The 23,539-nt window shown below is 55.8% G+C and carries 19 protein-coding genes; 15 read left to right on the top strand and 4 right to left on the bottom strand.

Going from position 1 to position 23,539, the window contains the following annotated elements; translation table 11 throughout:
* Window positions 1-142 precede the first annotated feature (142 nt).
* The 12 genes from murG to CMO10_RS05865 all read left to right on the top strand — a co-directional run bounded on the left by murG (window position 143) and on the right by CMO10_RS05865 (window position 15,634).
* Window positions 143-1,342: an undecaprenyldiphospho-muramoylpentapeptide beta-N-acetylglucosaminyltransferase gene (murG, locus tag CMO10_RS05920; protein WP_297019587.1), complete on the top strand. Its 1,200-nt coding sequence runs from the start codon at window positions 143-145 to the stop codon at window positions 1,340-1,342.
* Window positions 1,339-2,748 (top strand): UDP-N-acetylmuramate--L-alanine ligase, encoded by a 1,410-nt coding sequence (gene murC, locus CMO10_RS05915; protein ID WP_297019585.1) that lies wholly within the window; start codon window positions 1,339-1,341, stop codon window positions 2,746-2,748. The genes murG and murC overlap by 4 nt, the downstream gene beginning before the upstream one ends.
* Before the next feature lie 7 nt (window positions 2,749-2,755).
* Window positions 2,756-3,700 (top strand): UDP-N-acetylmuramate dehydrogenase, encoded by a 945-nt coding sequence (gene murB / locus CMO10_RS05910; RefSeq protein WP_297019584.1) that lies wholly within the window; start codon window positions 2,756-2,758, stop codon window positions 3,698-3,700.
* Window positions 3,697-4,611, top strand: coding sequence for a D-alanine--D-alanine ligase (locus tag CMO10_RS05905; protein ID WP_297019581.1), 915 nt, complete (start codon window positions 3,697-3,699; stop codon window positions 4,609-4,611). The genes murB and CMO10_RS05905 overlap by 4 nt, the downstream gene beginning before the upstream one ends.
* Entirely contained in the window at window positions 4,599-5,462 is an 864-nt protein-coding gene (locus CMO10_RS05900; protein WP_297019578.1) for a cell division protein FtsQ/DivIB, read from the top strand. Before CMO10_RS05905 ends, CMO10_RS05900 begins: the two co-directional genes overlap by 13 nt.
* Before the next feature lie 272 nt (window positions 5,463-5,734).
* Window positions 5,735-6,946 (top strand): cell division protein FtsA, encoded by a 1,212-nt coding sequence (gene ftsA, locus CMO10_RS05895; RefSeq protein WP_297019576.1) that lies wholly within the window; start codon window positions 5,735-5,737, stop codon window positions 6,944-6,946.
* Window positions 6,947-7,134: 188 nt separating this feature from the next.
* Window positions 7,135-8,781: a cell division protein FtsZ gene (ftsZ, locus tag CMO10_RS05890; RefSeq protein WP_297019573.1), complete on the top strand. Its 1,647-nt coding sequence runs from the start codon at window positions 7,135-7,137 to the stop codon at window positions 8,779-8,781.
* 335 nt (window positions 8,782-9,116) lie between these two features.
* On the top strand, window positions 9,117-10,085 hold the full coding sequence (lpxC, locus tag CMO10_RS05885) for a UDP-3-O-acyl-N-acetylglucosamine deacetylase (protein WP_297019569.1): 969 nt from the start codon (window positions 9,117-9,119) through the stop codon (window positions 10,083-10,085).
* A 223-nt stretch (window positions 10,086-10,308) separates the two neighbouring features.
* Window positions 10,309-11,133, top strand: coding sequence for an outer membrane protein assembly factor BamD (locus CMO10_RS05880; RefSeq protein WP_044827985.1), 825 nt, complete (start codon window positions 10,309-10,311; stop codon window positions 11,131-11,133).
* Window positions 11,134-11,385: 252 nt separating this feature from the next.
* Window positions 11,386-13,056: a DNA repair protein RecN gene (gene recN, locus CMO10_RS05875; protein ID WP_297019565.1), complete on the top strand. Its 1,671-nt coding sequence runs from the start codon at window positions 11,386-11,388 to the stop codon at window positions 13,054-13,056.
* Window positions 13,057-13,105: 49 nt separating this feature from the next.
* Window positions 13,106-15,214, top strand: coding sequence for an NAD-dependent DNA ligase LigA (gene ligA / locus CMO10_RS05870; RefSeq protein WP_297019562.1), 2,109 nt, complete (start codon window positions 13,106-13,108; stop codon window positions 15,212-15,214).
* A gap of 27 nt (window positions 15,215-15,241) precedes the next feature.
* Window positions 15,242-15,634 (top strand): hypothetical protein, encoded by a 393-nt coding sequence (locus tag CMO10_RS05865; RefSeq protein ID WP_044827982.1) that lies wholly within the window; start codon window positions 15,242-15,244, stop codon window positions 15,632-15,634.
* Between the two features lie 48 nt (window positions 15,635-15,682).
* Here the strand turns inward: CMO10_RS05865 and CMO10_RS05860 are convergent, their stop codons facing one another.
* Window positions 15,683-16,879: an EAL domain-containing protein gene (locus CMO10_RS05860; RefSeq protein ID WP_297019559.1), complete on the bottom strand. Its 1,197-nt coding sequence runs from the start codon at window positions 16,877-16,879 to the stop codon at window positions 15,683-15,685.
* A gap of 219 nt (window positions 16,880-17,098) precedes the next feature.
* Here CMO10_RS05860 and CMO10_RS05855 point away from each other — a divergent pair, with 219 nt between their 5' ends.
* A complete protein-coding gene (locus CMO10_RS05855) occupies window positions 17,099-17,638 on the top strand; it encodes a thermonuclease family protein (RefSeq protein ID WP_297019558.1) in 540 nt (179 codons plus the stop codon).
* Window positions 17,639-17,660: 22 nt separating this feature from the next.
* Here CMO10_RS05855 and CMO10_RS05850 read toward each other — a convergent pair whose 3' ends face one another.
* Window positions 17,661-18,695 carry a DMT family transporter gene (locus tag CMO10_RS05850; RefSeq protein ID WP_297019555.1) on the bottom strand — a complete coding sequence of 345 codons (1,035 nt, stop codon included), beginning with the start codon at window positions 18,693-18,695 and terminating at the stop codon, window positions 17,661-17,663.
* 140 nt (window positions 18,696-18,835) lie between these two features.
* Here CMO10_RS05850 and CMO10_RS05845 point away from each other — a divergent pair, with 140 nt between their 5' ends.
* Window positions 18,836-19,741 (top strand): LysR family transcriptional regulator, encoded by a 906-nt coding sequence (locus CMO10_RS05845; protein ID WP_044827980.1) that lies wholly within the window; start codon window positions 18,836-18,838, stop codon window positions 19,739-19,741.
* Window positions 19,742-19,822: 81 nt separating this feature from the next.
* Here CMO10_RS05845 and mgrA read toward each other — a convergent pair whose 3' ends face one another.
* The gene (mgrA, locus tag CMO10_RS05840) at window positions 19,823-20,875 is read right to left on the bottom strand and encodes an L-glyceraldehyde 3-phosphate reductase (RefSeq protein ID WP_297019551.1); all 1,053 of its coding nucleotides are present in this window, start codon (window positions 20,873-20,875) and stop codon (window positions 19,823-19,825) included.
* 157 nt (window positions 20,876-21,032) lie between these two features.
* Window positions 21,033-23,057, bottom strand: a complete 2,025-nt coding sequence (locus CMO10_RS05835) for an aminopeptidase P family protein (protein ID WP_297019548.1) — start codon at window positions 23,055-23,057, stop codon at window positions 21,033-21,035.
* Between the two features lie 266 nt (window positions 23,058-23,323).
* Here CMO10_RS05835 and CMO10_RS05830 point away from each other — a divergent pair, with 266 nt between their 5' ends.
* Window positions 23,324-23,515 carry a hypothetical protein gene (locus CMO10_RS05830; protein ID WP_152630638.1) on the top strand — a complete coding sequence of 64 codons (192 nt, stop codon included), beginning with the start codon at window positions 23,324-23,326 and terminating at the stop codon, window positions 23,513-23,515.
* The last annotated feature ends 24 nt before the right edge of the window (window positions 23,516-23,539 follow it).

The raw sequence follows: 23,539 nt of genomic DNA, 5'->3' as shown, positions 1-23,539 counted from the left end.
CTTAAAAACTTTCTGCATCAAAACGACAAAATCGAGCCTTATTCAGGGTCCGGTTTGAAGGGATATTAACCTTTGTCGGGTTCTGATGGGGGTAACTGTCGGGGACCTTCCCTGCACCGCCGTCGTTTTACATGTGGACAAGATGACTGACTTCGCAAATCCAGAACTTTCTGCCGCCAAGACACCGCTGGCAGGTCAGGTGATCGCCGTAACATCCGGCGGCACCGGCGGGCATATGTTCCCGGCTGTTGCCTTATCCAAATCATTGGTCCGCCGCGGCGCGCAGGTTCTGTTTTTCACCGATGCCCGAGCTGCACGCTATACCGAAGGCGTTGAAGGCGTTGAAACCGTCATCCTTCCGGCAGGCGGCATTGCCGGCAAAGGTATCAAGGGGCGCCTGATTGGGGCTGCCCGCCTTGGCCTTGGCACGCTCAAGGCCAGAAGCCGCATAAAAAAGGTCAAACCGGCAGCAGTTATCGGCTTTGGGGGTTATGCCTCCATTCCCGCGACGATGTCTGCCAAGTGGCTTGGCATTCGCTATGCCATTCATGAACAAAATGCAGTTCTTGGTCGCGCCAACCGTCTGGTTGCCAGTGACGCACAGCGCATTGCGACATCCTTTGCCAAGGTCACGATGATAGCACCAGGTGACGAAGCCAAAGTGATCTGGACAGGCAACCCGGTGCGCGCAGAAGTCGCCGCCCTTGCATCAAGCGAATATGACGCACCGACAAGTGATGGACCGGTTCGCCTTCTGATTACCGGTGGGTCGCAAGGGGCACGTATCCTGTCCGAAGTTTTGCCAACAGCCCTGGTCAACCTGCCCGAAGACCTCCGCAAACGTCTGGTCGTGACTCAGCAGGCGCGTGAAGAAGACATCGATGCCGTGCGTAAGACCTATGCCGGATCGCAGATCGACGTGACGCTGGCATCCTTCATTGACGACATCCCGGAACGCTTGCGCGATTGCCATCTGGTGATTGCCCGTTCGGGTGCATCGACCGTTGCCGAGTTGACCGCTGCCGGACGTCCGGGCTTTCTGGTGCCATTGCCCCATGCCATTGATGATCATCAGCGCTATAACGCCCAGCAGATCGAAGATTCAGGCGGTGCATGGTTGATGCCACAGGATCGCTTTAGTAGTGAGGCCGTGACAGATCGTTTGGCAAAACTTTTGACCAACCCGGCTGCACTGACGCGTGCGGCCAAGGCCGCCAAAAGCAGTGGCCGCGCCAACGCCGCAGAGCGTTTGGCTGACATGGTGCTTGATATGCTGGGCCTGAACCCGGCGGGAAGCCCGGATACAAAGAACATAAGCAAAGACCGAGGAGACACTCAATGAACCCCCTGCCGCTCAACATCGGCACCATCCACTTTGTCGGTATTGGTGGCATCGGCATGTCCGGTATTGCCGAAATCCTCAATAACCTCGGTTATTCAGTGCAGGGATCGGACATTTCCGACAATGCCAATGTGCAGCGCCTGCGCGCCCTTGGTATCAAGGTCTTTGTCGGCCACAAGGCGGAAAATGTCGAAGACGCCAAGGTCGTTGTCATCTCCACCGCCGTTAAGCCCAACAACCCCGAAGTCATTGCCGCGCGCGCATCCATGATCCCGGTCGTGCGCCGTGCTGAAATGCTGGCTGAGCTGATGCGCCTTAAGGCTGCAATCGCGATTGGCGGCACGCATGGCAAAACCACAACCACCTCGCTGGTTGCGACCATGCTTGATGCTGCCGGACTGGATCCGACCGTGATCAATGGCGGGATCATTAATTCATACGGTACCAATGCGCGCCTTGGCGAAGGTGACTGGATGGTGGTTGAGGCCGACGAGTCTGATGGCACCTTTGTCAAAGTGCCCTCGACGATCTCGGTCGTAACCAACATTGATCCCGAACATCTTGATCACTGGAAAGACTTTGATCAGCTGCGCGAAGCCTTCAAAAACTTCGTTCAGAACATCCCGTTTTATGGTTTTGCCGTTCTGTGCATCGACCATCCCGAAGTTCAGGCCCTGATTGGTCGTGTGACGGATCGTCGTATTTTCACATTCGGCTTCTCGCCGCAGGCTGATGTGCGCGCCGTTAATGTGCGCACCAATATCGGCGACAGTGTCTTTGACGTCGTCATCCGCGAACGGGTTGATAGCGAAGAACGCGTGATCAAGGATGTTCGTCTGCCGATGGTCGGCGATCACAACGTTTCGAACTCGCTGGCGGCGATTACCGTCGCGCTGGAACTTGGTATCCCGGACGAGAAAATCGTTTCTGCCTTTGATGGCTTTACCGGTGTCAAACGCCGCTTCACCAAAACCGGCGAAGTCGATGGCGTGACCATCATTGACGATTACGGCCATCACCCGGTTGAAATCAAGGCGGTGCTGAAAGCTGCCCGTCAGGCAACCCAGAACAACGTTATTGCTGTGGTGCAGCCGCATCGCTATTCGCGCCTGCATGACCTGTTTGAAGATTTCTGCACCTGCTTTAACGATGCCGACAGCGTGATTGTTGCCGATGTTTATGAAGCTGGCGAAAGCCCGATTGAGGGTGCCTCGCGTGATGCCCTTGTCGAGGGTCTGCGCAACCGTGGCCATCGCCATGTCAGCGCACTTGAAGGTCCGGAAAAACTGGCCGAAGTCATCAAGGCTGAAGCCAAACCGGGCGATCTCGTCGTTTGCCTGGGGGCTGGTTCGATCAGTGCCTGGGCCAATGCCCTGCCCGCCCAACTTGAAGCGATCAAGAACTGAAACAGATATGAGCACGCCGGAACACCATACGCCCCTGATTGACCGCCTGCCCAAGGTGCGTGGCAAGCTGCGTGAAGGCGCGCAACTTGCCAAGGTCACCTGGTTTCAGGTCGGCGGCCCGGCAGACGTGATGTTTCGCCCGGCTGATGAAGCCGATCTTGCCGACTTCCTGAAAAGCAAGCCGGAAGACATGCCCGTCACCGTCATCGGGGTCGGCTCAAACCTTCTGGTGCGTGATGGCGGCATTCGCGGCGTTGTGATCCGCCTTGGCCGCCCGTTTACCGATGTGGTGGTCAAAGATGGTGCCCTTCATGCCGGTGCAGGGGCGCTCGACCTAAATGTTGCGCAAACTGCACAGATGAACGGTATTGCCGGCCTCGAATTTCTGTCAGGGATCCCCGGCACCATTGGCGGCGCATTGCGCATGAATGCCGGCGCTTATGGCACCGAGATCAAGGATGTCCTGGTTTCTGCCACCGCAATTGATGGCAGCGGTAACATCCATACCGTCACGCCAGACGAAATGAATATGACCTATCGCCACTGCGGGCTTCCCGAAGACTGGATATTCACATCCGCAATCTTGCGCGCATCGTCGGGTGACCCCGAAGATATCGCCAAACGCATGGATGAAATCCAAAAGGCACGCGCGGAATCGCAACCGATCAAGTCACGCACTGGCGGGTCGACATTTGCCAATCCGGTGCCGGACCGTGCCTGGGAAGTCATTGATGCCGCCGGGTGTCGTGGCCTCAAAATCGGCGGCGCACAGATGTCGGAGCAACATTGCAACTTCATGATCAATACCGGCGATGCCACCGCCCTTGATCTTGAGCAGCTTGGCGATGAAGTCCGAAAACGGGTCAAAGAACATAGCGGCGTTGAGCTGCGCTGGGAAATCCGGCGCATTGGCGAACGCCTTGGCCACTCGATCATAGGAAAAGACGCATGAGCAAACATGTCGCTGTCATTCTGGGCGGTTGGTCAGCAGAACGGGAAGTTTCCCTGTCATCCGGGCGCGAATGCGCCAAGGCACTGCGCGAAAAGGGCTATGAGGTCACAGAGGTCGATGCGACGCGCGATATCGCAAGCCAGCTTGGCGCAATTGATCCCAAGCCCGATGTGATCTTTAACGCCCTGCATGGACGCTGGGGCGAAGATGGCGCGGTTCAGGGGCTGCTTGAAATCATGAACATCCCCTATACCCATTCGGGTGTTCGGGCATCGGCCATTGCCATGGACAAGATGTCAGCCAAGGCGATGTTTGCCGAATATGAAATTCCCTGCGCACGCCATGTCTGGGTGACGCGCGAAGACATTGCATCGGGCAAGGCATTGCCTCCGCCCTATGTTCTTAAACCCAATAACGAGGGATCCTCTGTCGGGGTTGAAATCATCCTGACGGTCGAGGAAGAACAAAACATGCTGGCCCGCAGCTGGGATCACGGCGAAGGCGTCATGCAGGAAGAATTCATTCCCGGCCGCGAAATGACCGTGGCGGTCAAGGATGGCAAGGCGATGGAAGTCATCGAAATCCTGACCGGCAATCATGCCTTCTATGATTTTGAATCCAAATACGCTCAGGGCGGATCGGAACATATCGTTCCGGCCGACATCGAAGGCGATTTGCGCGACCGCCTGCAGCGCCATGCCGAAGAAGCCTATAAGGCGCTTGGCTGCCGTGGTGTGGCGCGTGCCGATTTCCGCTATGACCCGGAACAGGACCGTCTGGCAATCCTTGAAATCAATACGCAGCCGGGCATGACGCCGACATCACTTGTCCCGGATGCAGCACGTCATGACGGGCTTAGCTTTGCCGATATCGTTGCGTGGATGGTGGAGGACGCCTCATGCGAACGCTAGAGGAACAGGCCCGCGAACGGCGCGAGAAGCTTGATAAACAGCATGGCGTCGCATCCAACGTTAAAAAGATCGCCCGCGTCATGTGGTGGAGCGGCTTTATTGGCGCCATTACCATCATTCCAGCCGCCCTTCTATATACCGGCAAGGCTGACAAATGGCTTGATATGGCTGAACAGGAAAGTGTTCGCCTGTCCGCCGAATTTGGCATGACGGTCAAGAATATCGAAGTCTCGGGCCGCGAAAAGACCGATACCAACGCCCTTCTTGCCGCCATTGGTCAGAAACCGGGCACGCCGATCATTACCTTTGATGTCGATGCCGCGCGTGAGCGGGTCGAAGAACTTTCATGGGTACGCAGCGCAACGGTCGAACGCCAATTGCCCGATACCCTGATTGTCTCGGTCGTAGAACGTAAACCGCTTGCCCTTTGGCAAACCGAAGGCCGCGATCATGTCCTGATCGATGGCGATGGTGAGCAGCTTCAGAACTATGAACTAGGTGATTATCTTGATCTGCCGGTTCTGGTCGGGGATGACGCACCCAAGGCCGCTGCAGAAATGCTGACCACCTTGCAGAGCATCCCGCATCTTTATGAACAAATCACCGGTGCCCAGCGCATCGGTCATCGCCGCTGGAACATCCAGCTTGTCAACGGCATGTTCATTCGCCTGCCCGAAGAAAACATGGGAAAGGCCTGGCAGCGCCTAGAATTGCTCGATCGTGAACATGGCATTCTTGATCGCGATGTTCTGATCGTTGATTTACGCCTGCCGGATCGGACGTTTGTCCGCCTGACACCCGGGGCTGCCGAACAAAGGCGCAACCCGCCAAAGAAGGAAGGCGCGGTCTGAATTGACCGCCCTTCTGCCTGCTTACCGACGGATCGCCAAAAAAGCGCCTTCGACGGTTCTTTTGAGACTGCCGATATTGTTTTTACACAGTTCTTGCGAACATTCGCATGAAAGATGCGTTATGCGATGGTCTGCCTTAACCAAATTGCAACCGCTTTTGGTCGAAAACAGGCTTAATAAGGTAGAGTTATAAAACTCCCGCCACATAACCGATAAAAATTCAGAGCATTCAATTGGCACGCGGCAAAACCAGATCAGGATTGATTGCGGCTTTGGACATTGGAACGTCCAAGGTCTGCTGTTTTATTGCGCGGCGTGAAAAGGACCAGCCGCCCAAGATCATCGGCATTGGTCACAACATGTCCAAGGGTCTGCAAAGCGGATCCATTTCCAATCTTGATGCAGCGCAGGAAGTCGTCCTTGCCGCGGTCAATGCTGCTGAAAAGATGGCAGGTCAAACCATCGAATCGGTCATTGTCAATCTGTCTGGCGGTCGCCCGGAATCGGAGACCCACACGGTTGAGCTGCCGCTTGGCTCCCGTCCGATCGGCAATCTCGAGATCCGAAAACTCAATGACCAGAAAGAAGCTCTTCTGCGTCAGGCAGGTGATGAGTTGATCCACACGGTGCCACTTGGCTTCCGCCTTGATGGTGCCAACACCATGAATGATCCGCGCGGCATGTATGGATCGACCCTTGGTCTTGATCTGCACTTTGTTCGCACCCAGACGGCGCCACTGCGCAATCTCGATACCCTGCTGGCACGCTGCCATCTGGCGATCGAGGAAACCGTGGTGACGCCACTGGCATCAGGCCTTGCCGCCCTGACACCCGATCAGCGCGATCTGGGCGCCACGGTGATCGACATGGGGGCCGGCACGACCAGTGTCGCAGTGTTCAACGCCGGTCAGGTAGTCTACACCACGTCTATCCCGGTTGGCGGCGCACATGTGACGCGCGATATTGCCTATGGGCTGAATACGTCGCTTAACCATGCCGAACGCATGAAAACCCTGCATGGCAGTGCGCTAACATCACCGTCTGATGATCAGGAAATCCTTGCGGTTCCGACCATTGGTGATGAAGACGAAAACAACTTCAATCATGTGCCGCGCTCGATGCTGATCAACATCATCAAGCCAAGGCTTGAAGAAACCTTCGAGTTGATTCGTGATCAGCTGGAAGAACACGGCCTGTCGCAGATTGGCGGCCGCAGCATCGTTCTGACCGGTGGTGCCAGCCAGCTTAACGCAATTGCCGATCTGGCCAGCCAGATGTTTGAACGACCGGCAACAATCGCCCTGCCGCATGGCGTTTCCGGCCTTGCCGAAGCCACCGCTGGCCCGGCCTTTTCGGCCTGTTCGGGCCTGCTTTTGCGCGCTGTTGCCCAACAGAATGACCCGCTGAGTGAAGCCATGGCGCAAATCCGTCAATCGGGTGGGCGTTGGGGTCGCCTGGGCGCCTGGTTCAAAGAGAACTTCTGATACGCAAACCGCGCGTACTTTTTTATCCATTTTTCTGAAAACTTTTGCCCGCATTAAGAAGGCAATAACTCTTTGCCCGCTAAAACGGACTCGGAGGTCTTTGTGCCCGAAGTATTTCTGGCACGCACAAGCAAAGGGAAGGCTTGTGTGATCTTTAAGCTCTAAAGCGCGGAGAGGAAGAGCAAACAATGAGTACAATCAGTTTTTCCGTTCCTGAAACGGAAGAAAACCTAAAACCGAAGATTACCGTTATCGGTGTCGGCGGTGCCGGTGGCAACGCCGTTAACAACATGATCGCATCCGAACTCGAAGGATGTGACTTCGTTGTTGCCAACACCGATTCTCAAGCCCTGACCCAGGCAAAAGCAACGCGTAAGATGCAGCTTGGCCGCAAGATCACCCAGGGGCTGGGTGCAGGCGCACGTCCTGATGCAGGCAGTGCCGCCGCAGAAGAATCCATTGAAGAAATTCAGGCACAGCTTGAAGGCAGCCACATGGTATTCATCACCGCCGGCATGGGCGGTGGTACGGGTACCGGTGCCGCCCCGGTCATCGCACGTGCCGCCAAAGAGGCCGGCATTCTGACCGTCGGTGTTGTTACCAAGCCGTTCCATTTCGAAGGCACGCGCCGTATGCGTACCGCCGAGCAGGGTATCGAGCAGCTTCAGCAGTATGTTGACACCCTGATCATCATTCCGAACCAGAACCTGTTCCGGGTTGCGAATGAAAAAACCACTTTCGCAGATGCCTTCCAGATGGCTGATGACGTTCTGCGTAACGGTGTGCGTTCGATTACCGACCTCATGATGGTTCCGGGTCTTGTGAACCTCGACTTTGCCGATATCCGCACTGTAATGAGCGAGATGGGCAAAGCCATGATGGGCACCGGCGAAGCATCGGGTGAAAAACGTGCACTTGAGGCTGCCGAAGCTGCAATAGCCAATCCGCTTCTTGAAGATGCTTCGATGAAGGGTGCCCGTGCGGTCCTCATCAACATCACCGGCGGCATGGACATGGCGCTTTACGAAGTTGACGAAGCCGCCAACCGTATCCGCGAGGAAGTTGCATCCGAAGCCAACATCATCTTCGGTTCGACCTTTGATCCGACCATCGAAGGCGCGCTGCGCGTTTCTGTTGTGGCAACCGGCATCGACGCCGAAGAAGTTCGCCGTCCGCAGCCGACCACCGTTTCCGTCGCACAGCCTGTGGCACCGAAACCGGCAGAACAGTCGGCAGCAGCCCCGTCCTTTGCACAGCATGGTGCGGGCAACGCAGCAGCTGAAAGCACCGGTGCTGGTGACTATGTCGGTGGTGGATCGGTTGATCACATTCCGGCCGATCGCTTTGCTGCCACCGGCAGCGCACAGCAACCGGAAATCAGCCATCAGGCCGAAGCACAGGAAACCGGTTCGATTGAAATCGGCCAGACGGTCCTCAAACCGAAACCGGTTCTGCGCGCTGACAAGCCGACTGAAAAAACCACCAGCAACGGCGACATGGCCTTCATTCCGCCGCGCGCTGTAACGCCGAGCCAGGCTGAGCATACTGCACATAGCCCGGATGTATTCGAAGCAGCCGATGCCCAGAATGCAACCTCGCCGCGTTCGGTTCTGAGCAGCCTGTTTGGCAAGAACAAAACCGCCAAGGAACCGCATCAGCATGCGGAACCGAAAGTCTCGCAGCCGCAGGCACCTGCCCCGCGTCAAACCGAGATGCCGCTTGGCGAAGACAGCGAACCTGTCATGAAGAAGGAGCCCGCTTCCCGGGGCAAGACGCAGGGTGCGTCTGATGACCTTCTTGAAATCCCGGCCTTCCTTCGTCGTCAGGCCAACTGACGACGGTCTCCGCGCGAAGATGGGGAAGGCACCAAGCCTTCCCCTTTTTTTTGGATGCACCAGATCATATGACGCTGCCAAAGCGCGATTGTGACAAGGGCCTCCGGCACGTGCGATTACAAATGGCGTAACCTGCCGAACAAAACCATGATTTCTTATTTAAATTCAAAGCACTATGAAGTTTACAAAGCGTAACAAAGAGTGATTTGAGTGATTGTTCGATCCTCAGTAGTGTTTCAAACTAACAAAGCAGGGGCCGATGAATTTGAAGACGGCTTTGAACATGCTTTGACCGTGATTGATGACAAACTGACTGACCTGATTTGGGGGTTCCTGTGAACAATATTGCCGATCTTGGTGCTGCCATCGCGCAGACAGGCCATTCCGGTGACGGCTATGTGGCCCAGCGCACGTTGAAGGCCTCCATCGGTTGTGCCGGTGTCGGTTTGCATTCCGGCCAGAAGATTCGCATTACCCTGCACCCTGCCCCTGCTGATCATGGCATCGTATTTCGCCGCACGGATCTGGATGACCAGCCGTTGTTCCCGGCACGTTACGATGGTGTGATCGACACCCGTCTTTGCACGTGCCTTGGCGATGCATCCAAGGGCATCAAAATCGGGACCATCGAACATCTGATGGCTGCCCTTGCCGGTTCGCGCATTGATAACGTGCTCATTGATATCGATGCCGATGAAGTTCCGGTCATGGATGGCAGCTCTGCACCGTTTAACTTCCTGATTGATTGCGTTGGCATCGAAGAACTCGATGCGCCGCGTCAGGTCATCGAAGTCCTTAAATCCGTTGAAGTCGAATATAACGGCTGCACCGCGCGCGTCGAACCGGCCAATGGTTTCGAAATTGATTTCGAAATCGATTTCGCCAGCAAGGCGATTGCCAACCAGCGCATGTCCGTCAAATTTGATGACGGCGTGTTTGTTGCCGATATCGCCCGTGCCCGCACCTTTGGTTTCCTGCACGAAGTCGAAGCCATGCGCTCTGCCGGTCTGGCACGTGGTGGCTCGCTTGATAACGCGGTCGTCCTTTCGGGTGACGAGGTCATGAACGAAGAAGGCCTGCGTTACGAGGACGAATTCGTCCGCCACAAAATCCTTGATGCGCTGGGCGATCTTTACACTGCCGGCAAACAGCTGCAGGGCAAGGTTACCGCCTATAAATCAGGCCATCACGTCAACAACCTGCTGCTGCAGGCATTGCTCGCTGATGAAGATGCTTATCGGGTTGTGCCACTGACCAAGTCGGCCCTGCGCGGCGTTTCCGAACCGGTTCTTGCCACCGCCTGAGTTCAGGACGGGCTGGCATAAGAAATATAAAAATGGCGGCCTGTGTGGTCGCCATTTTTGTTTTACATCCCGGTTTTCGGTGATCCGATCATGGCCGGAACAAATGATGTCGAATAAAAGTCACCTTTTGGCGACACAACTACTTGCCCAAGCACGCCCTTCACATGATATAGTCCGGCGGATTTTACGGTGAGTGCATCACAAATTTCGAGGATAGGTCACAGTGCTAAGTACCGTTCGCGCCAAACAACTCATTGCCATTTGCGGCGTGTCGCTGATGCTTGCGGCATGTTCAAGCAATGAGGCACCGGAATATGTCGAACGTCCGGTTTCCGAACTGTATAACGGCGCGCAGGACCTGCTGGATGCCAAGGAATACCAGCAGGCTGCCGAGGCCTTTGACGAAGTCGAACGCCAGCACCCCTATTCCGTCTGGGCGACCAAGGCGACCCTGATGTCGGCCTATTCGTACTATCAGGACAACAAATACGATGATGCGATCAATGCACTGGATCGCTTTATCTCGCTCCATCCGGCGAACCCGGATGTGCCGTACGCCTATTACCTCAAGGCGCTGTCCTATTACGAACAGATTTCCGATGTCGGCCGTGATCAGCAGATGACCCAGCATGCGATGGATGCGCTTGATGATGTCATCCGCCGCTTCCCCGATAGCAAATATGCCCGCGATGCCAAGCTGAAAAAGGACCTGACGGTCGATCACCTTGCTGGCAAGGAAATGGATGTCGGGCGCTACTATCAGGACCGCAACGAGTATCTGGCAGCGATCAACCGGTTCAAGGCGGTGATCGAAAACTATCAGACCACCACCCACGTTCCCGAGGCCCTTGCACGTCTGACCGAATGCTATCTTTCGCTTGGTCTTGAGGGTGAAGCCAAACGCACGGCAGCGGTTCTTGGCCACAACTTCCCGGGCAGTGAATATTACAGCGAATCCTATAGCCTCATGCTGGGCGAAGAAGCCCCGGAGCGCGAAGAGGAAAGCTGGTGGGACGCCACCACAAACTCCATCTCAAGCCTTTTCTGAATCAAGCTAACCAAACCGTCGCAAGGCCAAGGGTTTGCTTGACAATCCGCCTTGCGACAATATAGAACAAAAAAAGAACAACTTGCGGTTAGCATCTGAAATTACTGCAGTTTAACCAAACGCCGTTGCCGTGACTGAATTGCAGACCGTTTCGCCTTCGCAAGGCTTGCAAGGCCGGGCGGGATTGGGCACTCTGCACATTCACCAACAAGTACCTGTCTGCTGCTCCGTTAACAACATCAGTACCCAGCAATGCTTCGACGCCTCAGCATTCGGAATGTAGTCCTTATCGACAAACTGGATCTCGATTTTCACGACGGGCTTAGCGTGCTCACAGGTGAAACCGGTGCTGGTAAATCGATCCTGCTTGATTCGCTTGGACTTGCCTTGGGTGCGCGCGCCGATAGCGGCCTTGTCCGCCATGGCTGCGACAAATGCAGTGTGACGGCAACCTTCAATCTGCCGCAGGGCCATCCGGTTTTCACCCTGCTTTCCGATCAGGATATCGACCTTGAAGGCGAAGACCTTGTCGTGCGCCGTGTGGTGACGTCCGATGGGCGATCGCGCGCCTATGTGAATGATCAGTCCGTGTCGGTCGGTCTTTTGCGCGACGTTGGCAATTACTGCGTTGAAATTCAGGGGCAGTTTGACCAGCACGGGCTTCTTGATCCGACCACGCACCGCGCGACCCTTGATGCCCATGGCAATCTTGGCACACTTGCGATGACCGTGCGCGATCACTGGCGCGCCTGGCGTGAAACGCAAAAGGAACTGAACGCTGCACGTGCCCGGATTGATAAGGCCCGTGAAGAGGAAGAATGGCTGCGCCACGCCGTGGACGAACTTGAAAAGCTCGCCCCCGAAGAAGGCGAGGAAGAACGCCTGGCCGAGGAACGCCAGTTCCTGATGCATGGCGAAAAGCTGGTTGCCGCCCTGAATGATGCCGGATCGGAACTTTCACGTGGCAAGGGGGCAGAAAGTGCGCTTCGTAGTGCGCAGCGCTGCCTTGAACGCGAACTTGAAAAGGCCGATGGCCGGTTTGAACCGATCATTGAGGCCCTTGACCGCGCAGCCATCGAACTTGAAGAAGCCAACCGGGCAATCTCGGCCACCCTGGCCGATCTTAATCTCGATACCGGCCATCAGGAAAATGTCGAGGAACGCCTGTTTGCACTGCGTGCTGCCGCCCGCAAATACAATGTCCCGGTCGACGGCCTTAATCCGCTGATGAAGGATTTCCGATCCCAGATCGATCAGCTGGAATTCGGCGAGAAGGAACTGCACCGCCTGACCACATCCGTTGGCGAGTATCGCAAGGCCTATATCGAAGCCGGCGAGAAGCTTCATGCCGCCCGCAAAGATGCTGCGGCCAAGCTTGATGGCGCGATTAATGCCGAGCTACCTCCGCTTCGCATGGAAAAGGCGCGCTTCGTCACCGACATTGCCGAACTCGAAGAAGCCGACTGGGGAATGGACGGTATTGACCGGGTGCAATTCACCGTCGCCACCAACCCCGGAAGTCCACCGGGCGCACTCAACAAGATCGCATCGGGCGGGGAACTTTCGCGTTTCCTGCTTGCGCTTAAGGTCGTTCTGGCGCGCGTATCTGCAGTGCCCAGCCTGGTGTTTGACGAAGTCGATAGTGGTGTAGGCGGGGCTACGGCAGCGGCCATTGGTCAGCGCCTGCATCTTCTGGCACAGGAACGCCAGATCCTTGTCATTACCCACAGCCCACAGGTCGCAGCCCGCGGCCGAACCCACTTCTATATCGCCAAGCGCGAGGCAGAGGGCACCATGGTCACCCGTGTCGATGCCTTGGTCGATGGCGCCCGGCGCGAGGAAATTGCCCGCATGCTGGCCGGTCATTCCGTGACCGCCGAGGCCCGCGCGGCCGCCGACAGCCTGCTTGAACAACCCAATTGATCCCGACGCCACAATGTCGGCCAAACCTTGAATACGGAACAAAAAGAATATGAGCGCCGAACAAGCGTCAAACATCTCCGACCTTCCTGAAATGCCGTCTTCGAGCACTGAAGCGCGCAAGCAGCATGCGGAAATTTCCGAACGTATCCGGTCTTATAACGAGGCCTATCACGTTAATGATGATCCGCTGGTCTCCGATGCGACCTATGACGCGCTGTTCAATCGTTTGATCGAACTTGAGTCACACTATCCAACGCTTAAGAAGAACAGCCCGACACAGGAAGTCGGCGCAGCCCCGGCAGAAGGTTTTGCCAAGGTCAAGCATGCCCGCCCGATGCTGTCGCTGGGCAATGCGTTTTCGCGCGAAGACATCGTTGATTTTCTGGCCCGTATTCGCCGTTTCCTGAACCTGACGGCGCACAGCCCGGTAGAAGTGGTCGGGGAACCCAAGATCGACGGCCTTTCCCTGTCGCTGCGTTATGAGAACCGTAAACTGGTAACGGCTGCCACCCGTGGTGACGGGTCCGAAGGCGAAGATGTGACGGCCAATGTCGCCCATATCGACGACATCCCCAAGACCCTGCCCGATGATGCACCCGACGTGGTTGAAATCCGTGGCGAGGTCTATATGGCGCGCTCTGCCTTCCAGAAGCTGAACGCGACACAGGCCGAAACCGGCGGCAAGACCTTTGCCAATCCGCGCAATGCAGCGGCAGGCTCACTGCGCCAGCTTGACCCGTCGATCAGCGCCAAGCGCCCCCTGCGCTTCTTTGCCTATAGCTTTGGTGAACTGTCTGAAAGCCTTGCCCAGACCCAGTGGGATTTCCTGCACAAGGTCGAAGGATGGGGCTTTGTCACCAACCCGCTGACCCGGTTGCTTAATGATGCCGATGACATCATGGCGTTCTATGATGAACTGGGCACACAGCGCCCGGACCTTGATTATGACATTGATGGCATCGTCTATAAGGTCAATGACTTCGAACTGCAGCTGCGCCTTGGTTTTGTTAGCCGTTCACCACGCTGGGCAATCGCCCATAAATTCCCGGCCGAAAAGGCCCGCACCCGGATCAAGGCCATCGACATTCAGGTCGGGCGCACTGGTGCCCTGACCCCGGTCGCGCGACTGGAACCGGTCACGGTGGGCGGTGTCGTGGTATCGAACGCTACCTTGCATAACCGTGACGAGATCGATCGTCTGGGCGTTTGGGTTGGCGACCTGGTGGTCGTCCAGCGTGCTGGCGACGTCATCCCGCAGGTCGTTGAAGTCATTCTCGAAGACGATGGCAAACATCCGGCGGACGCCACCCCCTATGAATTCCCGAGCGAATGTCCGAAATGCGGCAGCCACGCCATGCGCGAAGAAGGCGAAGCTGTCACGCGCTGCACAGGCGGCCTGATCTGCCCGGCACAGGCGGTTGAGCGTCTGAAGCATTTCGTGTCACGCAATGCCTTTGATATCGATGGCATGGGGGCCAAGAATGTCGAGGCGTTCTTTGAACTGGGCTGGCTTAAGTCGCCTGGCGATATCTTCCGCCTTGAAAGTGATCATGGCGATGCCATCCGCAAGCTTGACGGTTGGGGCGACAAGTCCGCCACCAAGCTGTTTGACGGCATTAATGAACGCCGCACCATTGGGCTGGACCGCTTCATCTACGCGCTTGGCATTCGTCAGATCGGGCAAGCCACTGCAAAGCTTCTCGCCCGTCATTACGGGTCACTTTCCGAATGGCGCAGCGCAATGGTCGCCGCCAACGAGGCCGACAGCGAAGCCCTGCGTGAACTGATCAATATTGATCAGATCGGCCCGGGTGTCGCCAAGGACCTGATCGAATTCATGGCCGAGGATCACAATCGCGAGGTCCTTGATGACCTGCAAGGCCTTCTGACCATCACCGATGTCGAAGCCCCGCAAGTCAGCGACAATCCGGTCAATGGCAAGACCGTGGTCTTTACCGGGAAGCTGGAACTGTTTTCGCGCAACGAGGCCAAGGTCAAAGCCGAGAGCTTGGGTGCAAAAGTCGCGGGATCGGTTTCAGCAAAAACCGATTATCTGGTTGCGGGACCGGGTGCGGGTTCCAAATTAAAGAAAGCAGAAGAATTAGGTGTTACAGTGCTTGATGAACAAGGATGGCTTGATCTGATTGCAGCTGAATAAAAACGTTCTCACTGGGGAAGTGTGCTGATGGAAGACCTTGGAAATTTTTTTCGCCGTTATGTCGACGCCCATCTCAAGCTCGAAGAAAACGCGCTTGATGATTTCTTTCACTTCCCGTGCCTGATCAACGATCTGTCCGGTGTTCAGGCAATTGCGAACTCGTCAGACCTGCACAAATATCACCAGTCCTTTTTCGAAGAACTGAAAAACGCCGATCTGGCCATGGCAAAATCCATGGTGGTTGAACAGCATTCCGCTCTTCCCGGCGGCGCACGTGCGATTGTCTCCTTCCGCTTTGGCAATTCGGAAAACAACCTGATCTTTGATTGTGACTACGCCTTTGCCCTGCTTAAGCAGGATGACCAATGGAAAGTCATCTTCGCGCAGCTTGATGAAATCAGATATAGCGACCTGTATTAGGTCGCTTATACCTGCCACCACCTGCCACCGGATGCACCCAGCGGAGATCTAGCGTCTCCCGACAAGGTGAAGTTTTCGCACCCGACCGGTTCCAAGGACGCTTTCGACCTCATCAGGTTTATTCAGGAACTCCGGCAAACCGTATCCCTGAAAATACTTCGCCCCCGCCTGCACGCCGGCCTTGATCTGTTCAACGGTTTCACATCGGCAGAGCACAACGCGATCCAGAACGTCCTTAGGCACTTTGGCCATACAGCTCGTGATCACGTCAGGCTGAACTGTTGCGACATAAAGCTTCAGAAACCGCGCGACGCTGAGCTCCTCATCAGACATATCGGCAAGGTTCTGGATCGGTATTGCATCAAGGGCAAGCCCGATACCGAAACGCTCAAAACGCTTGAGGATCGAGGCCGCGACCTTGGCGTTATCGCGCCAAACCGGCAAAGCAAATTCGACAATCAATTGGCGTATCTGTGTCATCGGAAGCGTTTTGATCATGCGATCAAAATTGGCACTTACCGCTGCCACCGGATTAAGGTTCAGGAATTGCCGGCCGCGCGGCGTACTTCGTTCCTTGGTGATATGGGATAAAACCCTGTTATCCAGAAACTCGGTAAACCGGGAAAACATCCACGGATCATGAAGGATGCTTTTACCGGTGATCTCTTCCATCGCGGCCATGGATACCCACATTTCCTCGCCATACTGGCTGGGCGCCATTCCAGGCTCGAGATGCCATAGGGATTGAAACCGTAAATGCATGGACATGTCCGCCTGCCCGACGACACGTTCGAGTTCTATCAACTCGCCTAGTTTGGAAACGCAGTCCGGGCTTTCCGTATGGAAATCGAGGAACTCTTGCGCAGTCCCGATAGAGGCAGAGCGCAAATACTCGATACAAAGCATCGCAAAATGCGGTGTTTCATGGTCAAGATCAAACAACCGGATATCAATGCCGCCATAACGCCGCGACAACAGAAAACCGTTCAGTCCTTCAACGAACTCAACCATCCTGCCCCGGTTTTCATGGGGAACCAGAACCGATATCGCGTAGCGTGAAAGCAGTTTCGCCCGCACACCTGACAAGCAACTGTCTTCGACATAGCGCACAATCGCACAAAAGACCGTCAGGTTCCGAGCAGCAGGTATACCCGCAAAATCAAGAACGAATGCACTGTGACCGGGCTTATGCAAACCCGATTTTCGAATACTTTCCAGCATTTCCTTGGAAAGAGATCTGTTCAAGGAACACCTCCGTGGCAGCATATTGAAAGCCGCAAACAGTGTGATGACGGGGAAAATCGGCAAAGGATTTACCCGGAAAGCACAAACTGCGATCATTGACCTTCAATGAAGGGAACTTATATCAATCTGAGCTGATAGAAATGTTGCGCTGGGTCAAAATTGTATTATTTGCCAATACCCTAGACCGCGAATGACCCGCCCTTAAGGATAAGTATCGAAATGAAAAACCACCGTTTCACAGGCGTTTTTGCACTTGTCCTTATTGCGTTTTTTACCCTGCGCCCATCATACGGATTTGCCGATCCGGACTTTGACACTTTGTCCGGTCCAGCACGCGCCATTGATGCCGATACGCTGGAGTTTGGCTTCAAGCGTGTTGATCTGTGGGGGGCGGATGCGATGAACCGTTTCCAGAAATGTCTGGTCAATGGTCAAAGCACAGCCTGCGGGGCCGAGGCATGGCAGCTTACCACCAACCTTCTGGTCGCCACCCCGATCACTTGCGAAATGCGCGGCAAGAACCGCTATAATCGCAATATGGCCGTCTGTCGCAATGCCAATGGGGTCGACATTGGGCAAAGCCTGATCCTGCGTGGCATGGCGGTTGCCCGCCCCGATCAGGTGCCAGAATACGAGGCCTATGAAAATCAGGCCCGCCAAGCCCGCAGTGGTGTCTGGGCCGGGGAATTTATCGATCCGCTAAAATGGCGCCGAGGTGAACGCCTGCCTGAACACGAAATTGATATCCGCCGCTGGTAAACCGACGGATCACCAAGATCGCTTAGCGCTGCGTTGGCCCGCCAGAGGCAAAAGGCCGTGCAAGCAACCGCCCCAACCCCGCCAGTGTAAAGCTGTTTTTCAATGACGCCACGCCGATCGTAACCACCGCAAATCCGATCAATTGTGGGATTGTCAGGACCTCGCCCAGGAACAGCCATGCAGCAAAGAATGTCATGGCAGGACCGGACAATGAGATCAGCGATGCCTGTGTTTCGCCGACCCGGCGGATGCCTTCATAGAGCAGGAAGAACGGGATAACGGTGCAAAAGATCGAAATCCCCACCGTCCACATGATCCCCGCCATATTCAGGTTCAGCGGGTTCTGCACGATCAGCTCGTAAACCACCATGCAGATACCCGCCGCCGTATTGATCAGGGCGGCAAAATGCATGGAGCCAACGGTCGTAATCATCCGCTGCCCGAAATAAAGATAAATCGCATAGGTCAGTGCGGAGCAAAAAGCCCAGGCCGCCCCGTACCACAATGTCTGAGATACCTCACCAAACCCGCCCGGTGCCAGAACCAGAACCAACCCGACATAGGTAATGACAAAGCAGACGATCTGGCGAAATGGCGGGAAGCGTCCCTTGTGAAGGGCTTCAAGGATCATCACGATCGCGGGGAAGGTAAACAAGACAATCCGCGACACCGTGACATCAATCAGCGAAACGGCCGTGAAATCAAACAGGGCGGCCAGAAAAAACATGCCGCCATAAAGCCCGCCCCAAGCCAGATCGACCGGTTTCATCTTGCGTTCGCCAGGCCGGTTCTTGCCAAACATAACCACGCCAAGCCAGAAGAACGGCATCGCAATCAGAAACCGTAGCAGTAACAAGCCATCAACGGTCATGCCGGTGGCATAGACAAACTTGGCCAGAAGGCCTTTCATGGCCAAGGCGACAGTCGCCAGCAAAACAATGGTCAGGGCCGAACCCGCTGGCGACACGACAGGTGCAGTTGACGGCGCAGCCACATTGGCGTCTGATGCCGGGATGCTCTGTTGCCCAGGCTCTGAGGGTGACGATGGTGGCGTCATGAGTTTCTCCGATCCTCTCTTGGTTGCCATAGTCACCTGCAAGCTGCCATTATTCAATTCGAATTAATTGCTATCAGATATCAGCTTTGGCTATATCAGATAGCAAAACCACCGCAGGAACCCGTGCAGGATCGTGACGCATGGATATCAAACAACTCAGAAGCTTTGTTCATATTGCCGAACTCGGAAGCCTGTCGCGCGCGGCAGAGCGGCTTAACCTGTCGCAGCCGGCACTCAGTCGGCAGTTGAACCTGCTTGAAGAAACCCTTGATACCAAACTGCTCGAACGCACCGGGCGTGGCGTCAAACTGACCGAGGCCGGCCAGATGCTGGCCGAACGCGCCCGTGTCATCCTGACCGACCTTGCCCGGCTTGAGGCCGACCTGTCCGCGCGCAGCAGCCAGATTACCGGTCACGTTCATGTCGGTGTCCCGCCCAGTGCCGGGATCGTGATTACCGGGGCCTTGATCGAAACCCTGCGCGATCGCTATCCCGATCTCAACATCACGGTTGCCGAAGACCTGACCGGTGATGTGCAGGAAGGGTTGCTTTCGGGGCGCCTTGATATCGGCATTCTTCATGACGGCATGATTTCGCGCAGCCTGCATGCCGAACCGCTTTGGCGTGAAGACCTGTTTCTGATTTCCCATCCGTCGCAGGTCGGCGAGCAGGAAACCGAAATCGCCTATGAGGATGTCCTGTCCCTGCCCCTGATCATGCCAACCAACAAGCACGGACTACGCGCCATGATGCAAGAAGCGGCCTTTCGCGCCGGTCGTCCGTTGACCCCGGTGGTAGAGGCCGACGCCCTTCGTGTGTTGGTCGATCTGGTTAGCCGCAATGTCGGGCACACGGTTCTTCCGCGCAGTTCGCTGGTTCAGGAACTTTCTACCGGGCGTCTCAAGGCACGGCGGATCACCAATCCGGAGCTGTCACGCAAGGTGATGCTGTCCTGGTTACAAGACCGCCCGCTCAGTGCCGGGGGCAAGGCCGTTGTCGATACCTTGCGCGATCTGGCCGGGACCGTTCCGATGGCCAACCAATAAGCTGGATTAGCCACAATTAGAAAACCCCGATCAGAGCACGCTCCGGTCGGGGTTTTCATCATGATTATGCAGACGTCAGGATCAGACAGGAGCCTGACTGTCCGAGGACTTTTGCCAGAGGTTGATACCCGCATCCCCGGCATATTTGTCGATCTCGGCCAGTTCTTCTGCACTGAATTCAAGGTTATTAAGCGCATCAAGGCTGTTATCGAGCTGCTGGACGTGACGTGCACCAATCAGGGCCGATGTAACCTCTGGGCGGCGCAGCACCCAGGCAATCGCCATTTGCGCCAGGGTCTGACCACGGCGTTTGGCGATTTCATTCAGGGCGCGAACCCGATCAAGGTTCTCGTCTGACAACATGCCCGGCTGGAAGGATCCTTCGAGTGCGGCACGGGAATCTTCGGGCACACCATTGAGATACTTGTTGGTCAGAAGCCCCTGTGCCAGCGGCGAGAAGGCAATACATCCCATGCCGAGCTCGGACAGGGTATCAAGCAGCCCATCCTCGACCCAACGATTGACCATCGAATAGGACGGCTGATGAATGACACATGGCGTTCCCATGTCTTTGAGGATCGCATGTGCTTCGCGGGTCATTTCCGGTGAATAGGACGAAATCCCGACATAAAGCGCCTTGCCGGACCGTACGATCTGATCAAGTGCGCCCATGGTTTCGGCAAGCGGCGTATTGGGATCAACCCGGTGGGAATAGAAGATATCGACATAATCCAGCCCCATCCGCTTCAAGCTTTGATCAAGGCTGGAGATCAGATATTTGCGCGAACCCCATTCTCCGAACGGTCCCGGCCACATGCGGTAACCTGCCTTGGTCGAAATCACCAACTCGTCCCGGTGGCGTTTCAGATCCTGCGATAAAACCTTGCCAAAGTTTTCCTCGGCCGAACCCGGCGGCGGGCCATAGTTATTGGCAAGATCGAAATGAAACACACCACGGTCAAAGGCGCGGCGGATCATCGCGCGCTGAGTTTCATAAACATCCACGCCACCGAAATTCTGCCACAGACCAAGCGTGATTTTCGGCAGAAGCAATCCACTGCGCCCGCAACGGTTCCAATTCTCGTCATCATAGCGATCGGGATTTGCCATCCACTGGGCTTCGACTTCAGCCATATGTTCCTCCTGCTTTCAGAAGCGGTTTGCCGCTTTCCTTGAATCGATCCAATACCGTCTTATAACGGCATTCGATCCTGTTTGTCAGTGTCGAGGATGCAAAAAGCCGCGCCATAAACCGACGCGGCCTTTTACTACATCTCACCCATTACCCGGGTCAGTCCTGCTTCTTTTTGATCGGCGCCGTCGCGTTTTGCAGCCATTCCCGATGATCATCATCAAGATCATCGGCATACATTGCATAGACTTGCGCGTGGTAGTCATTAAGCCACTGCAGCTCGTCCCTGGTCATCAATTCCGGATCAATCAGCTTGCGCTCAATCGGCGAGAAGGTCAGCGTCTCAAAGCCAAGCATCTTGCGATCTGCGCCAATCGGCGCATCAATTTCGGTTACCGCAATCAGGTTTTCAATCCGGATGCCGTATTCGCCTTCCTTATAGAAGCCCGGTTCGTTTGAGACGATCATGCCGGGTTTCAATGCCACCTTGTTCGGAGCTTTGGAAATACGTTGCGGGCCTTCATGCACGCCAAGGTAACTGCCAACGCCATGCCCCGTCCCATGGTCAAAATCAAGCCCGGCTTCCCACAGCGGCATGCGGGCCAGTGTATCAAGCTGCTGGCCGGTGGTTCCCACCGGGAACACAGCACGGGCAAGCGCGATATGGCCCTTGAGCACGCGGGTAAAGCGATCGCGATGTTCCTGAGACGGCTCGCCAATCACGGTTGTTCGGGTGATATCGGTGGTGCCATCAAGATACTGCGCACCGGAATCAATCAGGAAAATCTCGCCCGGTGTGAGTTTGCGGTTGGTTTCCGGGGTATTGCGGTAATGGCAAAGCGCCCCGTTCGGACCGCTGCCCGGAATGGTTTCAAAGCTTGAGTCGCGGAACAGCGGGTCTTCGGCCCGCATCGACAGCAACATGTCGGCTGCCGCACGCTCATCGATGTCACCACCGGCGGCGGCTTCATCAAGCCATTTGAAATACCGAATGATCTTCTCGCCATCGCGCTTGTGGGCCTTGCGCGATCCTTCGAGTTCGACATCATTCTTGCACGCCTTGGGAATGGCCACCGGATCGCGCCCGACACGAACAGTCGCACCTGCATCGGAAAGCTGCATGCGAAGCCAGTCGGCCGCCGTTGCTTCATCCAGACGCACGGATTGATTGCCCATTGCCTGCAGGGCGTCTGCAAGTTCGCCCGGCGCACGCAGATTGGCCTCGCCCGACAACCATGCGAAGGTTTCCGCTGCAACCTTGCGTTCATCCATGAACAGATCAACCGAAGCATCCCCGTTAATGATCGCATAGCCAAGTGCCAGCGGCGTTTGCGGCACATCGGCACCACGGATATTCAAAAGCCAGGCAATGCTGTCAGGTGCAGATAAAATGGCGCTATCGCATGAAATGCGTGACAGGATTTCGGCAATCTGGGTGCGCTTTTCAAAACTGGACTTCCCGGCATATTCCATCGGATGCGGACGCACCGGACCAAGTGGCAGATGTGGTTGGGCATGCCAGATGGCATCAATCGGGTTGGTGTCAATCGCAATCAGTTCCGCCCCGACCGCGTCGCAGGCAGAACGAAGATGTGTTGCCTGCTGCACGGTATGCAGCCACGGATCATAGGCAAGCTTCTGCCCGGATTTCAGATTGTCGTGCAACCAGCCGACCACCGGTTCTTCGACCAAATGGCGATATTCAAAAAGATCCCGGCTAACTTGCTGACGAACCTGAATGGTGTAGCGACCATCGACAAAGACAGCTGCCTTGTCGCGCAGAACGACAGCCGCCCCGGCAGAGCCGGTAAAGCCTGTCAACCATGCCAGGCGCTCGGCCCGGGCCGGCACGTTTTCGCCCTGATGCTCATCGGCACGCGGCACGACAAAACCATCAACGCCCTTGGCCGAAAGATAGGTGCGCAAGGCATCCAGTCTGTGGGCTGCGTCAAAATCATCCTTGGCCATTTTAAAGCGGCTTTTGCGTTCATCACGCAGTGCAAGCAATTCAGCCCGCAATTCATCACCCGGGGATTGGCAGATCAGATCGATCCAGTCTTCTCGCGTGCTGCCTTCGGCGGCGGCCAGAACACCGTCAATCAGATCGATGACAGCGCTAACATCCTTGTCGACATTGGCGGCTTCAAGCAGTTTGGCAAGTTGAGCATCACCGGAAATGGCCATGAAGATCCTCTTTAAAACATGTGGGGCGGTAGGCGGGTTAGGCGCAGGACCTACACCTATGTAAGGGTTAGTACCGATGTCGCGCAAGCACCAAAGACCATGCCCGCATGCTAGGCCATTTTTCACCCGCAAAACAGCTGTGCATGCATCTCGCGAATGAATGCGTTGCAAGCTTCGCAATGCACATTAGCCAAAGGTTAACGTATGACAGTCCCATGACAAAAAGATGGCCCGTCGGGACGTCAATTTGCTGGAGACCATGAACGGTGATCCGTTTTCCTATTACTGCCTTGAGCGTCATACAATCCCGTCGTCGCCAGACGGCCTATGATGGCCTTGAGCGCCTGACCCTGGGTCAAAAAGCTGCGCTCGGTCTTGATACTGGCCCTGCCCATCCGGCAGACGACATTGCAGATCGTATTCCATATGATCAGCACGACGCCCAGGACACGGAATAACGGATCAGTCCCGCCCGGGTTGGT

Origin of the sequence: Thalassospira sp., assembly GCF_002709775.1 — a bacterium.
Classification (GTDB): Bacteria; Pseudomonadota; Alphaproteobacteria; order Rhodospirillales; family Thalassospiraceae; genus Thalassospira.
Note: the sequence above shows the minus strand (reverse complement) of the source record. Positions and strands in the feature narration are given on the sequence as shown.

Excerpts from the sequence above, each read along its gene's own strand:
- murG (WP_297019587.1), top strand. The coding sequence starts at position 143 with ATGACTGACTTCGCAAATCCAGAACTTTCTGCCGCCAAGACACCGCTG.
- murC (WP_297019585.1), top strand. The coding sequence starts at position 1,339 with ATGAACCCCCTGCCGCTCAACATCGGCACCATCCACTTTGTCGGTATT.
- murB (WP_297019584.1), top strand. The coding sequence starts at position 2,756 with ATGAGCACGCCGGAACACCATACGCCCCTGATTGACCGCCTGCCCAAG.
- CMO10_RS05905 (WP_297019581.1), top strand. The coding sequence starts at position 3,697 with ATGAGCAAACATGTCGCTGTCATTCTGGGCGGTTGGTCAGCAGAACGG.
- CMO10_RS05900 (WP_297019578.1), top strand. The coding sequence starts at position 4,599 with ATGCGAACGCTAGAGGAACAGGCCCGCGAACGGCGCGAGAAGCTTGAT.
- ftsZ (WP_297019573.1), top strand. The coding sequence starts at position 7,135 with ATGAGTACAATCAGTTTTTCCGTTCCTGAAACGGAAGAAAACCTAAAA.
- recN (WP_297019565.1), top strand. The coding sequence starts at position 11,386 with ATGCTTCGACGCCTCAGCATTCGGAATGTAGTCCTTATCGACAAACTG.
- ligA (WP_297019562.1), top strand. The coding sequence starts at position 13,106 with ATGAGCGCCGAACAAGCGTCAAACATCTCCGACCTTCCTGAAATGCCG.
- CMO10_RS05865 (WP_044827982.1), top strand. The coding sequence starts at position 15,242 with ATGGAAGACCTTGGAAATTTTTTTCGCCGTTATGTCGACGCCCATCTC.
- CMO10_RS05855 (WP_297019558.1), top strand. The coding sequence starts at position 17,099 with ATGAAAAACCACCGTTTCACAGGCGTTTTTGCACTTGTCCTTATTGCG.
- CMO10_RS05850 (WP_297019555.1), bottom strand. The coding sequence starts at position 18,695 with ATGACGCCACCATCGTCACCCTCAGAGCCTGGGCAACAGAGCATCCCG.
- CMO10_RS05845 (WP_044827980.1), top strand. The coding sequence starts at position 18,836 with ATGGATATCAAACAACTCAGAAGCTTTGTTCATATTGCCGAACTCGGA.
- mgrA (WP_297019551.1), bottom strand. The coding sequence starts at position 20,875 with ATGGCTGAAGTCGAAGCCCAGTGGATGGCAAATCCCGATCGCTATGAT.
- CMO10_RS05835 (WP_297019548.1), bottom strand. The coding sequence starts at position 23,057 with ATGGCCATTTCCGGTGATGCTCAACTTGCCAAACTGCTTGAAGCCGCC.